The 14,369-nt window shown below is 72.4% G+C and carries 13 protein-coding genes and 2 riboswitches; of the genes, 3 read left to right on the top strand and 10 right to left on the bottom strand.

Annotated elements, in window-relative coordinates; all coding sequences use genetic code 11:
• Window positions 1–3: 3 nt before the first annotated feature.
• The 7 genes from QBL25_RS36725 to QBL25_RS36695 form a co-directional block, all read right to left on the bottom strand.
• Window positions 4–900 (bottom strand): energy-coupling factor ABC transporter ATP-binding protein, encoded by an 897-nt coding sequence (locus tag QBL25_RS36725; RefSeq protein ID WP_409061271.1) that lies wholly within the window; start codon window positions 898–900, stop codon window positions 4–6.
• Window positions 897–1,646 (bottom strand): cobalt ECF transporter T component CbiQ, encoded by a 750-nt coding sequence (gene cbiQ / locus QBL25_RS36720; protein WP_409061270.1) that lies wholly within the window; start codon window positions 1,644–1,646, stop codon window positions 897–899. The genes QBL25_RS36725 and cbiQ overlap by 4 nt, the downstream gene beginning before the upstream one ends.
• Before the next feature lie 6 nt (window positions 1,647–1,652).
• On the bottom strand, window positions 1,653–2,057 hold the full coding sequence (locus QBL25_RS36715) for an energy-coupling factor ABC transporter substrate-binding protein (protein ID WP_409061269.1): 405 nt from the start codon (window positions 2,055–2,057) through the stop codon (window positions 1,653–1,655).
• Window positions 2,057–2,779, bottom strand: a complete 723-nt coding sequence (locus QBL25_RS36710) for an energy-coupling factor ABC transporter permease (RefSeq protein WP_409061268.1) — start codon at window positions 2,777–2,779, stop codon at window positions 2,057–2,059. The genes QBL25_RS36715 and QBL25_RS36710 overlap by 1 nt, the downstream gene beginning before the upstream one ends.
• 29 nt (window positions 2,780–2,808) lie before the next feature.
• Window positions 2,809–2,993: riboswitch (cobalamin riboswitch) on the bottom strand.
• Between the two features lie 85 nt (window positions 2,994–3,078).
• Window positions 3,079–3,717, bottom strand: a complete 639-nt coding sequence (locus tag QBL25_RS36705) for a GNAT family N-acetyltransferase (RefSeq protein ID WP_409061267.1) — start codon at window positions 3,715–3,717, stop codon at window positions 3,079–3,081.
• On the bottom strand, window positions 3,717–4,781 hold the full coding sequence (gene tsaD, locus QBL25_RS36700) for a tRNA (adenosine(37)-N6)-threonylcarbamoyltransferase complex transferase subunit TsaD (protein WP_409061266.1): 1,065 nt from the start codon (window positions 4,779–4,781) through the stop codon (window positions 3,717–3,719). Before tsaD ends, QBL25_RS36705 begins: the two co-directional genes overlap by 1 nt.
• Window positions 4,782–4,868: 87 nt before the next feature.
• Window positions 4,869–6,287, bottom strand: coding sequence for a short-chain fatty acyl-CoA regulator family protein (locus QBL25_RS36695; protein WP_409061265.1), 1,419 nt, complete (start codon window positions 6,285–6,287; stop codon window positions 4,869–4,871).
• Window positions 6,288–6,683: 396 nt separating this feature from the next.
• Here QBL25_RS36695 and aceA point away from each other — a divergent pair, with 396 nt between their 5' ends.
• From aceA to metE, 3 genes are all read left to right on the top strand, one after another.
• Window positions 6,684–7,973: an isocitrate lyase gene (gene aceA, locus QBL25_RS36690; protein ID WP_409061264.1), complete on the top strand. Its 1,290-nt coding sequence runs from the start codon at window positions 6,684–6,686 to the stop codon at window positions 7,971–7,973.
• 180 nt (window positions 7,974–8,153) lie between these two features.
• Window positions 8,154–9,776, top strand: coding sequence for a malate synthase A (gene aceB, locus QBL25_RS36685; RefSeq protein ID WP_409061263.1), 1,623 nt, complete (start codon window positions 8,154–8,156; stop codon window positions 9,774–9,776).
• A gap of 212 nt (window positions 9,777–9,988) precedes the next feature.
• Window positions 9,989–10,206: riboswitch (cobalamin riboswitch) on the top strand.
• 160 nt (window positions 10,207–10,366) lie between these two features.
• The gene (metE, locus tag QBL25_RS36680) at window positions 10,367–12,688 is read left to right on the top strand and encodes a 5-methyltetrahydropteroyltriglutamate--homocysteine S-methyltransferase (protein ID WP_409061262.1); all 2,322 of its coding nucleotides are present in this window, start codon (window positions 10,367–10,369) and stop codon (window positions 12,686–12,688) included.
• Window positions 12,689–12,752: 64 nt separating this feature from the next.
• On the opposite strand, the gene QBL25_RS36675 is transcribed toward metE, so the two are convergent.
• The 3 genes from QBL25_RS36675 to QBL25_RS36665 all read right to left on the bottom strand — a co-directional run bounded on the left by QBL25_RS36675 (window position 12,753) and on the right by QBL25_RS36665 (window position 14,286).
• Window positions 12,753–13,241: a MarR family winged helix-turn-helix transcriptional regulator gene (locus tag QBL25_RS36675; protein WP_409061261.1), complete on the bottom strand. Its 489-nt coding sequence runs from the start codon at window positions 13,239–13,241 to the stop codon at window positions 12,753–12,755.
• 214 nt (window positions 13,242–13,455) lie between these two features.
• On the bottom strand, window positions 13,456–13,614 hold the full coding sequence (locus QBL25_RS36670; protein WP_409061260.1) for a hypothetical protein: 159 nt from the start codon (window positions 13,612–13,614) through the stop codon (window positions 13,456–13,458).
• A gap of 84 nt (window positions 13,615–13,698) precedes the next feature.
• A complete protein-coding gene (locus tag QBL25_RS36665) occupies window positions 13,699–14,286 on the bottom strand; it encodes a fasciclin domain-containing protein (protein WP_409061259.1) in 588 nt (195 codons plus the stop codon).
• Window positions 14,287–14,369 lie beyond the last annotated feature (83 nt).

Below are 14,369 nucleotides of genomic sequence, written 5' to 3'. Positions count from 1 at the left end.
GGCTCAGCCCCCTGACGCGCCGGGCACCGCGGGGGCCAGCAGGGCCGCCAACTCCTCCGGCGTGCGCGGCCCGACGCCCGCCCCGGTCAGCAGGCCCTTCGTGCGCAGCAGCTCCGTGACGGCGATCCCCCACGGCAGGCGCAGGCCCGCCTGCCCCAGGAGGTCCCGGTGGGCGAGCATCCGCGCGACCGGTCCGGTGCGCACCCCGGAGGGCGTGAGCAGCGCCGCGTCGTCGGCCCAGCGCAGGGCCAAATCCACGTCGTGCGTGGCCATCACCACGGTCGTCCCGGCGTCCCGCAGTCCTTGCAGGGTCGCCAGGAGGCGCTCCTGCCCGTCGGGGTCGAGTCCGGCGGTCGGCTCGTCGAGGATCAGGACGCGGGGGCGCATCGCCACGGCGCCCGCGATGGCCGTCCGTTTGCGCTGGCCGTAGGAGAGCAGATGGGTGGGGCGGTCCGCCAGGGCGCCGATGTCCAGCGCGGTGAGGGCCTCGGCGACCCGGGCCCGCACCTCGGCGTCCGGCAGCCCCAGGTTCAGCGGCCCGAAGGACACGTCCTGTTCGACCGAGGCGGCGAACAGCTGGTCGTCCGGGTCCTGGACGACCAGCTGCACGGTGGTCCGCAGCCGGGTGAGTCCCTTGCGGTCGTACGTGACGGGGACTCCCCCGACGCTCAATGCGCCCCGGTCGGGCCGCAGTCCGCCGCTCAGCAGCCGCATCAGGGTGGTCTTGCCGCTGCCGTTGCGCCCGAGCAGCGCGAGGGCACGCCCCTCGGTGACGTCGAAGTCCAGGCCGCTGAGCACGGTGGGCCCGTCCTCGTAGGCGTAGGAGGCGGCGCGCAGAGCGACCAGGGAGCCGCCCGGCTCGGGGGCCGCGCCCGGCTCGCCCGGGGAGGAAGCCTTCATGGAAGTAGCCGTTTCAGTACGAGGGTGAGGGCCGCGAGGCCCAGGAGGAGGACCGCGCTCACGGCCACGAAGCGCCGGGAGATCCGGGCCTCGGGCACGAGCACCCGCAGGGTGCCGTCGTACCCGCGGCCGGCGAGCCCGGCCTGGAGCCGCGTCGCCCGGTCGAAGGCCCGCACGAACGCGGTGGCCCCGAGCCCGCCGAGGGAACGCCAGGTGGCGGCCCGCGTGGTGTGGCCCAGGCGCGCGGCCTGCGCCTGCCGGATGCGGCTCATGGAGTCCAGGAGCAGGAAGCTCATCCGGTACATGACCAGGGCCACGTCGACCACCGGCGCGGGCACCCCGGCTCTCACCAGACGGGGCAGCAGGTCCGACATGGGGGTGGTGAAGGCGAACAGCAGGACGCCGAGCGAGGCCGCCGAGGTGCGCAGGAGCAGACCGCCGGCCCGTGCGGGGCCGCCGTCGGCGAGCGTGACGAACCCGTCGGGGCCGCCGAGTTGGACGATCAGGGTCAGGGCGCCGGTGACGCAGAAGCCGAGCGGTACGCGGTAGGCGCGCCACAGTTTGCCGGGCGGCACACCGGCGGGACCGAGCAGCACGGCCAGGGCGGCGACCAGGACGAGGGCCGCGCCGGGCCAGGGCGGCAGGGAGACGGCCAGGGCGGTGAGGCCGAGCCCGAGCACAGCTTTGTCCACGGGGTGGCGGCGGCGCCAGCGATTGCTGTGCGCCGCCGCGTCGATGGGCAGCACGCCGGGTCAGACCTGTTCGGCGTCGGCCCGGGTGCTCTCCCCCGCGGAGGCCTTCTGCGCGGGGGCGGTTCCCGTGAGCGTCTGCTCCGCGGGGCCCTGCTCGGCCCGTGCGATCTCCGCGCCCTGGCGGCGCCCCTTGCGCAGACCGAAGTAGTACGCGAGGACGCCGGCGCCCAGTGCCGCCTGAAGGGCGAAGAGCGCCGACTCGACCTCCCCGGAGGGGGGTTCGTACAGCGGCGAGAACCACGGCTCGTAGTCGGGCTTGATCTCGGTGATGGCGGTCTCGGCCTGGGCGTCGGCCCCGGTGAACGGCTCTTTCTCGTCGTCGCCGAGGCCGAGCGCCAGCGGCAGCACCGCGAGCGCGGCGACGATGAGGAGGAGCAGAGTGTTGATCTTCGCGTTCCGGCTCATCAGGCGCTGGCCCCCGTCTCCGTCTTGGTGTCCGTGTCCTGCTTCGGGTCCGTCTTCTTGCCCTGGAGCAGGACGCCGAGCCGCGTGAGCTCGCCCTTGCTCGACTGCACGAGCAGGCGCATCACCAGGACGGTGAGCAGGCCCTCGCTGACCGCGAGGGGGATCTGCGTGACGGCGAAGATGCCGCCGAACTTGCCGAGCGCGCCGATGAACCCGCTGCCGGGATCCGGGAACGCCAGGGCGAGCTGGACGCTGGTGACGCAGTACGTGGACAGGTCGGCGACGAACGCGCCGAAGAACACGGCGACCATGAGCGGCACGTCGAACCGCTTCAGGAGGCGGTAGACGGCGTACCCCGCCCAGGGTCCGACGATCGCCATGGAGAAGACGTTGGCGCCGAGCGTGGTGAGCCCGCCGTGGGCGAGCAGCAGCGCCTGGAACAGCAGGGTGATCGTGCCGAGCACGGCCATGATCGGCGGCCGGAACAGGATCGCGCCGAGCCCCGTGCCCGTCGGGTGCGAGCAACTGCCCGTGACGGAGGGGATCTTCAGCGCGGAAAGGACAAAAGTGAAGGCTCCGGAGGCACCCAGGAGCAGAGTGCTCTCCGGGTGTTCCTTGACTTCACGGGTGAGGGAGCGGACTCCGTGGACGACGAACGGCGCTGACGCGACACCCCAGGCGATCGCGTGCGCCGGGGGGAGGAAACCCTCGGCTATGTGCATGGCTAAGCAGACCCTCTCCAGCACCTCGTGGATGGACAACGCGCCTTGGCCGGTCTCCTGGCTGACGGGTCGTACCGACCGGACTCCGCCTTCCCGGGTGCGTGAGCACCCAGTGGCTGCCGCGAGGGCTGGAGCCGGACTTCCCGATCACAGTGGCGAGGGCCGCACCGGCATCACACCGGATTTCCCGAGCACCAAGGCGTGGTGACCCTAGTGCGCATCCGAGTTTCCTGACAACTTGTGGGCCGCTCCACCTGTGGCACGCGCGGGCGCATCCGGCCGGGGGCGTACGCCCCTGGTCAGCCCCCGTGCGTCGGCAGGTGCGCGCCCGGCACGCCCCTCGCCGCCCGGGCGGCCGCATCCTGTCCGCCGCCGGTCACCGCGAGCGTCCGCGCGGGATGGCGCGGTCCGAGGAAGACGACGAGGCCCTTGCCGTCGGGGGAGGGATGCGTCGCCTGGGTCCAGCCCTGGCGGTCGTAGAAGCGCATGGCCTGGGGCGAACGGACCGACGTCAGCAGCCAGACCCGGCCGTCGGGCGCGTCGGAGGCCATCGCGGCCAGCAGGGCCGCCCCGGTTCCGGTGCCCTGCGCGGTGGGGCGTACGGCCAGTTCGTCTATCTCCCGGGCCCCGCACAGCCATGACCGGGCGCGCCCGGGGCCCAGTCCGGCCGCCGCCTGGGGGTAGCAGCGGCCGGCGGGAAAGGGGTCGGGGGTGGTCCAGCCGGTGGCGAACCCGGTGACGTCCGTCCCCTCCAGGGCGAGCGCCGCGGTGAACCCGGGGCGCCGCACGTCGTCCCGGAGCCGGACCAAGAACGCCGCCACCCGCTCCTCGTCCTCGTGCCAGGGCGGCAGGCGGAAGGCTTCGGCGTAGACCGTGCGCAAGGCGGCGGTGTGCGCGAGCAGTTGCTCGCCCCGCAGGGACCGGACGACCGTCGCCATCAGGCGGCCTTCGCCGCCGCGGCCACCGGCCGCAGGGCCGCGTACTCCAAGGTGGCGGACGGGTCGATCGACACGTCCCACGGGGCGGGTTCGGCCCCGGCCCGTACGAGCAGGTCACCGACGGCGGCGATCATCGCGCCGTTGTCCGTGCACAGGGTCATCGGCGGGACGCGCAGCCGCACGCCGGCCGCCGCGCACCGCTCCTCGGCTAGCGATCGCACCCGTGAGTTCGCGGCGACCCCGCCGACCACGACGAGGGTGGCGACGCCGTGGTCCCGGCAGGCGGCAAGGGCCTTGCGGGTCAGGACGTCCGCGACGGCCTCCTGGAGCGAGGCAGCGCCGTCGGCCACCGGCAGTTCGCGTCCCGCGTGCCCCTCGGCCCAGCGCGCGGCGGCGGTCTTGAGCCCGGAGAAGGAGAAGGCGTAGGGGTCGTCCCCCGGCCCGGTGAGCGGGCGGGGGAAGGCCACCGCGCGCGGATCGCCGCCGCGGGCCGCGCGGTCGACGGCGGGGCCGCCCGGGTAAGGCAGGCCGAAGACGCGGGCGACCTTGTCGAAGCACTCGCCTGCCGCGTCGTCCAGGGTGTCGCCCAGGTGCACGATCGGATCGCGGGCCAGGTCGCGGACGAGCAGCAGGGAGGTGTGCCCGCCGGAGACGACCAGCACCACGCAGGGATCGGGCAGCGGGCCGTGCTCCAACGTGTCGGCCGCGACGTGCCCGGCCAGGTGATGCACCCCGTACAGCGGCACACCGAGCGTGTACGCCAGGGTTTTCGCTCCCGCGAGGCCGACCTGGAGCGCTCCGGCGAGGCCCGGGCCCGTGGTGACCGCCACCGCGCCGATGTCGGACAGCCGCAGGCCCGCCTGGTCGAGGGCGTGCCGCACGACCGGCGTGAAGGAGTGCAGATGCGCCCGTGCGGCGATCTCGGGGACCACGCCGCCGAACCGGGCGTGCTCGTCCATGCTGGACGCGACCGCGTGGGCGAGCAGCCGCCCCTGCGAGACGATCCCCGCTCCGGTCTCGTCGCACGACGACTCGATTCCCAGCACCACGCGCCCCGCTGCCACCGGCGTCTCCTTCACGTACGAGCTTTCTGCACCTGAAGTGTAGTTGCAACCAATGTGCAATAAGACGCCCGGTCGGCATCGCGTCCGTCAGTCGACGCCCGCGTGGTCCCGGGCCACGGGGTAGGGGACGAATGTGCTGCTGTTCTCGTCGATCGCCAGCCGGCGGTCCAGCGGAGGCACCGCCCGCTGGGGGCAGTCGGTGCGTTCGCACAGGCGGCAGCCCATGCCGATCGGCACGGCGGAGGAAGCACTGCCGAGATCGAGGCCGTCGGAGTAGACGAGCCGCGAGGCATGGCGGATCTCGCAGCCGAGGCCGATGGCGAAGGTCTTTCCGGGCTCGCCCCAGCCGCCGCGGTGCCGGGTGACCGCACGGGCGGTCCACAGGAAACGTCCGCCGTCGGGCATCGAGGCCACCTGGACGTGGATGCGGCCGGGCGCGGCGAACGCCTCGTACACGTTCCACAGCGGGCAGGTGCCGCCCGCCCGCGAGAAGTGGAACGCGGTGGCGGACTGCCGCTTCGACATGTTGCCCGCGCGGTCGACCCGCACGAACGAGAAGGGCACACCGCGCAACCGCGGGCGCTGCAAGGTGCTGAGGCGGTGGCAGATGGTCTCGTAGCCGAGGCCGAAGTGGTCGCTCAGCCGCTCGATGTCGTAGCGGAACTCCTCGGCGGCCGCGTGGAAGCGGCGGTAGGGCAGGATCAGCGCGGCCGCGAAGTAGTTGGCGATGCCGATACGGGCCAGGGGCCACGCTGCGCTCTCCCGGCCGAAGTCCTCCGAGGCGAGCGCGGAGATGTCCTGCGCGTATTCGAGCAGGGCCAGTTGGGTGGCCATCCGGAACGCCTGCTGGCCGGGGCGCAGCCGGCCGGAGAGGTGCAGGACGCGGGCCGCCGGGTCGTAGTGGTGCAGGAGCCGGCCGGCGTCCGCCGCCAGGCGCACCCCGTGGCGCTCGGCCAGACGCGCGGACAGGGCCCGCACGACGTCGCCGGGGCGTACGCCGAGCTGCGCCGCGAACCGCTCGGCCGTCAGGTCGATGTCGTGCAGGTAGTTCTGGCGCCGGTAGAAGAACTCGCGGATCTCCTCGTGCGCGGAACGCGGCTGCGCCGCGGTCGTGGGCCCCCTTCCCTCGGCGGCCTCGGAGAGCTGCTCGGTGAGGAGCTGGTTGCGGCGGCCGAGGTCGACCAGGACGGTCGCCACGGCGGGCATGCGCGAGGCCAGGTCGGCGAGGTCGGACGCGGACACCCGGCCCGCAAGGACCTCGCCGGTCAGGGCGTCCCGCAGATCGGCCACCAGGCGGCTGGTGTCGCGCTCGGAGAAGAAGCCCGGGTCGACGCCGAACGCCTCGGTCAGGCGCAGCAGGACGGGCACCGTCAGCGGCCGGGAGTCGTGCTCCATCTGGTTCAGATAGCTCGGCGAGATGGCCAGGGCCCGGGCCAGGTCGGCCTGGCTCATGCGGCGTTCCTCGCGCAGCCTGCGCAGCCGCGCCCCCGCGTATGTCTTGCTCACCCGTGGCTCCTTGTCCCCCGCCGGCGCGGTTGTGCCCCGCCCCGATCGCGAGCGCCGGGGCTGTCCGTGAGGGCCGATGGTAGCCACGGAAGCGCGGTCTCAGGTGTTGACAAAGTTGGCAAAACGGCGGCGGAAGATGCGCAGAACTTGGCATCTTTCCCCGGTTGTTGGCACTGAGTGCCGGTGTCAGAGTCGTAGCGCGGCCCACCGGATCCCGGCGGGCGGATCGGAAGCGGGGCGCGGCTCAATGCCCTGACGTCGGTGATCCCGACCCTTCCGCCCGGCTGGGCAGCATTGCTCGCATGGCCTCACGGATCCGGCGGGCCGCACCTTCTCTTCACCGTCCGGCACTCGGTGCCAGACCTTCGCACCGTTCACGATTCCCCGGGAGACGTCATGGCACAGGCAGGGACGACGCAGACGACGGCCGACGAGCTGGCGCGCCGATGGGCCACCGACACCCGGTGGCAGGGCATCGAGCGCACCTACTCCGCGAAGGACGTGGTCAGGCTCTCCGGCAGCGTCCGCGAGGAGCACACCCTGGCCCGGCGCGGCGCCGAACGGCTCTGGCGCCAACTGCACGAGCAGGACTACCTCCACGCGCTCGGCGCCCTGACCGGCGGCCAGGCCGTCCAGCAGGTCAAGGCCGGCCTCCAGGCGATCTACCTGTCCGGCTGGCAGGTGGCCGCCGACGCCAACCAGGCCGGGCACACCTACCCCGACCAGTCGCTCTACCCCGCCAACTCCGTGCCCCAGGTGGTCCGCCGGATCAACAACGCCCTGCTGCGCGCCGACCAGATCGCCACCGCCGAGGGCGGCGAGGACACCACCGACTGGCTCGCGCCGATCGTCGCCGACGCCGAGGCGGGCTTCGGCGGCCCGCTCAACGCCTTCGAACTGACCAAGGCGATGATCGCCGCGGGCGCGGCCGGCATCCACTACGAGGACCAGCTGGCCTCGGAGAAGAAGTGCGGCCACCTGGGCGGCAAGGTGCTCGTGCCGACCGGCCAGCACATCCGTACCCTCAACGCGGCCCGGCTGGCCGCCGACATCGCCGATGTGCCCACGCTGATCGTGGCGCGCACCGACGCTCTCGCGGCCGACCTGCTGACCAGCGACGTCGACGAGCGCGACGCGCGGTTCGTGACGGGCGAGCGCACCGCCGAGGGCTTCTACCGGGTGCGCAACGGCATGGCGCCCGTCATCGCCCGCGGCCTCGCCTACGCCCCGTACGCGGACCTGATCTGGGTCGAGACCGGCACCCCCGATCTCGCCCAGGCCCGCGAGTTCGCCGAGGCGATCCACGCCGAGCACCCCGGCCAGATGCTCGCCTACAACTGCTCGCCGTCGTTCAACTGGCGTGCCGCCCTGGACGACGACCAGATCGCCAAGTTCCAGCGGGAGCTCGGCGCCATGGGCTACCGCTTCCAGTTCATCACCCTGGCCGGATTCCACTCGCTCAACCACGGCATGTTCGACCTGGCCCGCGGCTACGCCGAGCACGGCATGACCGCCTATGTCGACCTCCAGGAACGCGAGTTCGCCGCGCAGGCCCAGGGCTTCACCGCCGTCAAGCACCAGCGCGAGGTCGGCACCGGCTACTTCGACCAGGTGTCCACCGCGGTCAACCCGGCCTCCTCCACGACGGCGCTGTCCGGTTCCACGGAGGAAGAGCAGTTCCACTAGTTCGCTGCGCGGAGATCGGGCGGTCGGGCGGTTGGTCGGCCGGTCGCGGGGCTCCGGGCTTGGAGCTTAGGGCTTAGGGCTCAAGGCCGCCCCGTCTGCCTTTCCTTCCTGCGCCCCCGCCCTGTCTTGCCGCATCCCCGCCCCCCCGCTCTCGCTCTCGCTCTCGCTGAGGAGACCCGTATGTCCATCTCCGCTCCGACCCGCCGCGCCCAGGTCCTCGGCATTCCGGCCGACCGGCAGGACGAGATCCTCACCCCGGAGGCCCTGGAGTTCCTCGGCCGCCTCGTCGACGCCTTCGCCGGCCGCCGCCTGGAGATCCTCAAGGAGCGCACCCGGGTGGGCGCACGGCTGGTCTCCGGCTCCCCGCTCGACTTCTCCGTCGCCACCTCCCGCGTCCGGGCGGACGACTCCTGGCGGGTCGCACCTCCGGCCCCCGGGCTGACCGACCGCCGCGTCGAGATCACCGGGCCGCCCGAGCGCGCGGCGACGGTCAGCGCCCTCAACTCCGGTGCACGGGTGTGGGTGGCCGACTTCGAGGACGCCACCTCCCCCACCTGGGACAACATCATCGGCGGCCAGCTGAACCTGCTCGACGCCGTCGAGCGCCGGATCGACTTCACCACGCCGGAGGGCGAGCGCCACCGCCTCGGCGAGCGGCTCGCGACCATCGTCGTCCGCCCGCGCGGCTGGCACCTCACCGAAGCGCACCTGGAGTTCGACGGCCGCCCCGCACCCGCGTCACTCGTGGACTTCGGGCTCTATTTCTTCCACTGCGCCCAGCGGCAGATCGACGCCGGGCACGGCCCGTACTTCTCTCTGCCCAAGCTGGAGAACCGCGACGAGGCACGGCTGTGGAACGACGTGTTCGTCCTCGCCCAGGATCTCCTCGGCATCCCCCGCGGCACGGTCCGGGCCACCGTCCTGATCGAGACCGTCACGGCGGCCTTCCAGATGGAGGAGATTCTCTACGAGCTCCGCGAGCACAGCTCGGGCCTCAGCGCGGGCCGCTGGAACTACCTCTTCAGCCTCATCAAGACCTTCGGACACCGCACCGACTTCCTGCTGCCCGACCGGGCGAAGGTCACCATGACGGCCCCCTTCATGCGCGCGTACACCGAACTCCTCGTCCGCACCTGCCACAAGCGGGGTGCCCACGCGATCGGCGGCGTGGCGGCCCACGTTCCCGCCGAGGACCCCGGCGCCCAGGACCCCTGCGCCCAGGACCCCGACGCCCACCGGGCGGCCGTCGCCACGGTGCGCCTCGACAAGGAACGGGAGGCCGAGGACGGCTTCGACGGCTCCCGCGTCGCCCACCCCGCACTGGTCCCCGTCTGCCGCGAGGTGTTCGACGAGGTGCTGGAAAGCCGCCCGCACCAGATCGACCGGGGGCGCGAGGACGTCGGGGTGACCGCGGCGCAGCTGCTGTCCGCGCGCCGCGTCAGCGCCCCGCCGACCCCGGAAGGCGTACGCCTCGCCACCGCGGTCGCCCTGCGCCACTTCGCCGCCTGGCTGCGCGGGCAGGGATCCGTCGCCCTGGACGGGCTGTTGGAGGACGGCGCCACGGCCGAGATCGCCCGTGCACAGATCTGGCAGTGGCTGCGCCACCGGGCCGTCGACCGTCTGACCGTGCTCGACCTGATGGAGGACGAGCTCGCCGCCCTGGGCGCCGAGTATCCATGGGCGCCCCTCGACGACGTCCGGGAGCTCTTCGAACGGACCGCGCTCTCACGGGAGTTGCCCGCGTTCTTCACCACCGATGCCTACGGCCGCCATCTCGTGCGCCGGCCGGAGGGACCGCGATGACCATCGCGGTCGACACGTACGACCGGGGCTGAGGGGCCCGGGTCCGCCGCCGGACCGAGGGGCCCGGTGGCTGCTGCGGAAGGGGCGCGGAACAGAGTGGTGATCTGTTCCGCGCCCCTTCACGTGCCCTCACGTGCCCCCGGCGGAGCCCGCGTGTCTCACCTCACGGTCCGGAATGTGATCAGTACTGCCCAAGACGCCCACCACCCTCTAGCCTGATCGGTGCAGCTGGTTCGCCCTGCCCGCCAGGCAGACGCGTCGTAAGAGGGAACCCGGTGGAAATCCGGGACTGCCCCGCAGCGGTGAGTGGGAACGACCGCCGTCATACGCACTGGGTCCATCGGGGACCCGGGAAGCGACGGCCAGTAGGGATCTGCCCCGGCAGATGTGCCCGCGAGTCCGAAGACCTGCCCGTTGCCCGTACGTGATCCCTCACGTGCGGACATCCCGGTGACCTCGTGGGCGGGTCGGCGTACAGATCAGGTGGAGCACCGCGCCGGAGGCGCGCGTCCGTCCGCCCGGTCCGTCATCCCTTCGCGTCCGTGTCCCGTCCCGGGATGCTCAGGAGTCATCTCGCGAAGGAGATTTCCGTGACAGCGAAGTCCGCAGCCGCGGCAGCACGGTCCACCGTGTACGGCTACCCCCGCCAGGGCCCCGACCGGGAACTGAAGAAGGCCGTCGAGGGCTACTGGAAGGGCCGCGTCAGCGCCGACGCCCTCCGGGAGACCGCGGCGCGCCTGCGCCGCTCCACCTGGCGACAGCTGGCCGACGCCGGGATCCACGAAGTGCCGACCGGCGACTTCTCGTACTACGACCACGTCCTGGACGCCGGCGTCATGGTCGGGGCCGTCCCGCGGCGGCACCGCGAGGCCGTCGACACCGACGCGCTCGACGGGTACTTCGCGATGGCCCGCGGCACCCAGGACGTGGCGCCGCTGGAGATGACCAAGTGGTTCGACACCAACTACCACTACCTCGTGCCGGAGCTGGGCCCCGACACCGTCTTCACCGCCGACTCCGCCAAGCAGGTCACCGAGCTCAAGGAGGCCCTCGCCCTGGGCCTGGCGGCCCGGCCTGTCCTCGTCGGCCCGGTGACCTATCTGCTGCTCGCCAAGCCCGCGCCCGGCGTGGCCGCCGACTTCGAGCCGCTGACGCTCCTCGACCGGCTGCTGCCCGTGTACGCCGAGGTCCTCGCCGATCTGCGGGCCGCGGGCGCCGAGTGGACGCAGCTGGACGAACCCGCCCTGGTCCAGGACCGCACCCCGGCGGAGCTCAACGCCGCCGCCCGCGCCTACCGCGATCTCGGCGCCCTCACCGACCGCCCGCGGCTCCTCGTCGCCTCGTACTTCGGCCGGCTCGGCGACGCGCTGCCCGTCCTCGCCAAGGCGCCGGTCGAGGGCCTGGCCCTGGACTTCACCGAGTCCGCCGCCGGCCAGCTCCAGGACCTCGCCGCCGTCGGCGGGCTGCCCGGCAAGCGGCTGGTCGCGGGCGTCGTCAACGGCCGCAACATCTGGATCAACGACCTGGAGAAGTCCCTGGCCACCCTGGGCACGCTCCTGGGTCTCGCCGACCGCGTCGACGTCTCGGCGTCCTGCTCCCTGCTGCACGTCCCGCTGGACTCCACCGCCGAGCGGGACATCGACCCGCAGATCGGCCGCTGGCTTGCCTTCGCCCGGCAGAAGACCGCCGAGATCGCCACGCTGGCCCGCGGCCTGTCCCAGGGCACGGGCGCCGTCGCGGCCGAACTCTCCGCCAACCGCGCCGACCTGGCGTCCCGCGCGGGCTCGGCCCTCACCCACGACCCTGCCGTACGCTCCCGGGTCGCGGCCGTCACCGCGTCCGACGCACGGCGCGCCCACGCCTATCCGGAGCGCGCGGCGGCCCAGCGCAGCCGCCTGCGACTTCCCCTGCTCCCCACGACGACCATCGGCTCCTTCCCGCAGACCACCGAACTGCGCACCGCGCGGGCCGATCTGCGCGCGGGCCGCATCGACACGCACGGCTACGAGGAGCGCATCCGCTCCGAGATCCGCGACGTCCTCACCTTCCAGGAGAAGGCGGGCATCGACGTCCTGGTGCACGGCGAGCCCGAACGCAACGACATGGTGCAGTACTTCGCCGAGCAGCTCACCGGCTACCTCGCCACGCAGCACGGCTGGGTCCAGTCGTACGGCACCCGCTATGTGCGCCCGCCGGTCCTCGCGGGCGACATCTCACGGCCCGAGCCGATGACGGTGCGCTGGACCTCGTACGCGAGCTCTCTCACCGACCGTCCCGTGAAGGGCATGCTCACCGGTCCGGTCACCATGCTCGCCTGGTCCTTCGTCCGCGACGACCAGCCGCTGGGCGACACCGCGCGCCAAGTCGCCCTCGCCCTGCGCGACGAGGTCGAGGACCTGGAGGCGGCGGGCACGTCGGTCATCCAGGTCGACGAGCCCGCACTGCGCGAGACGCTGCCGCTGCGCGCCGCCGAGCACGCCGCGTACCTGGAGTGGGCCACGGAGTCCTTCCGCCTCACCACCAGCGGTGTGCGTCCGGACACCCAGATCCACACCCACATGTGCTACGCGGAGTTCGGCGACATCGTCCAGGCCATCGACGATCTCGACGCCGACGTCATCAGCCTGGAGGCGGCCCGCTCGCACATGCAGGTGGCGCGCGAACTGGCCGAGCACGGCTACCCGCGCGAGGCCGGCCCCGGCGTCTACGACATCCACTCCCCGCGCGTACCGAGCGCCGAGGAGGCGGCGGCCCTGCTGCGCAAGGGCCTTGAGGCCATCCCCGCCGACCGCCTGTGGGTGAACCCCGACTGCGGCCTGAAGACCCGAGGCTGGCCCGAGACCCGCGCATCCCTGGAGAACCTGGTCGCCGCCGCACACGAGGTGAGGTCAGAACTCCCGGAACACTCCTGACCTGACACCCGGAACGGGGCGGCCCTTCCCCCAGAACGGCCACCCCGTTCCGCAGTGTCCGCCTTCACCCCCCGCCCGCATGTGCCACCCGGGACAGGAGGCCGTTCAGGGTTTCTCGTTCCTCGGGGGCCAGTGGGGACAGGAGTTCGTCCGTTACTCCTCGGGCCGCCTCGTCCGAGTCGCGCAGGAAGTCGTGGCCCGCCGGGGCCAGGGCGACGATGCGGCAGCGGCGGTCCGCGGGGGCGGGCCGGCGTTCGACGAAGGCGAGGCGTTCCAGGTCGTCGACCAGGCTGACGATCGCGCTGGGGTCGTAGCCGAGTTCCTGGCTCAGTTCGCGCTGCAGCGGACCCTCCGCGGTGGCCAGGTAGCGCAGCAGCGCGTAGTGGCGCAGACGCAGGCCGGATCTCTGGAGCACCGCGTTGAAGAGCTGCCCGGAGCGCAGCCCGAGGCGGTAGAGCAGGTAGCCGGCGTCGGCATGGAGGTCCCGGGTCCAGGGCGCGCTTCTTTCGTCGGTCCTTTCCACGGGCACGGCGGTGGTGTTCCGGCTGGTCATGAGAGGCTCCCTGATCGGTGCTTCGCGGGCGGACGGCGTCCGTGGCCGGCGGTGTCGGCTTGTTCGATGTCCGCGACGATCATTGGCGACAGCAAAATGATCCTTCTCGGCTTCCTTTCCTTGGCCGCGGCAGCCGGAGCATCGAGCCGGCACCGGCTCCGCTCCACCCTTGTGCCCACCGATCCGGCTTTTCTCGCCGCCCGCCGAAGGAATTTCAGGGCTTGTTCCGGTCGGCGAGGGCGTCGGGCACCGCCCGGTTGCCGTTCTCGCGGTCGATGGCGCTGAGCAGGGAGTGTTCGCGTTCGATAAGCCGTTTCTGCGATGAACTGATCGGCGCTCTCCGGGCCCGGACGCGTGCGCGCGAAGGGCTCACGCTTCTCAGGGTGCGCACCGCCGCGGTGGCGGTGCGCACCCTGAGCGGCCCGCGATCCGGTGGCCGGGTCGCGTGGCCGTGGGGTCAGCTCTTGGGCATGAGGACCGTGTCGATGAGGTAGACGTTGGCGTTGGCCGTCTTGACGTTGCCGCAGACCACCTTGGCGCTGTCGTTGACCTTGTACGACTCGCCCGAGCCGGACGTGGTCAGGTTGCTGCCCTCCAGCGTCTTGAAGGTGCCGTCGGACATCTTGTCCGGGGTGATCTTCTCGCCCACCACGTGGTAGGTGAGGATCTTGGTGAGCTGGGCCTTGTCGTTGAGGACCTTGTCCAGGTCCGCCTTCGGGATCTTGGCGAAGGCGTCGTTGGTCGGCGCGAACACCGTGATGTTCTTCGCGTTGTTCAGCGTGTCCACGAGCCCGGCCTTCTTGACGGCCGTGACCAGCGTGGTCAGCTCCGGGTTGTTCGACGCGGCGGTCGCGACCGGGTCCTTGGCCATGCCGTCGAGCGAGCCCGGGCCGTCCTTGGGCACGGACGAGCATGCGGGACCGAACGGGCCGTCCATGTCTTCGGCCGAGGCCGAGGCCGTGGGGGCCAGTGCCGCCAGCGAGAGGGGAAGCGCCAGCGTCGCCGCTCCCACCACGATCCGGGTCCGTACACGATGAGCAGTCATGATCAACCCTCCGTCGGGCAGGCATCGTCGCCCGCCGAGCCCCCGAGCGGCCTGCGGCCGGTGAGGGGCGCGGGGCCACCGGG

This window comes from Streptomyces sp. SYP-A7185, from assembly GCF_046103685.1.
In the GTDB taxonomy this organism is placed as follows: domain Bacteria; phylum Actinomycetota; class Actinomycetes; order Streptomycetales; family Streptomycetaceae; genus Streptomyces.
This window is presented reverse-complemented; position numbering and strand designations above follow the sequence as displayed.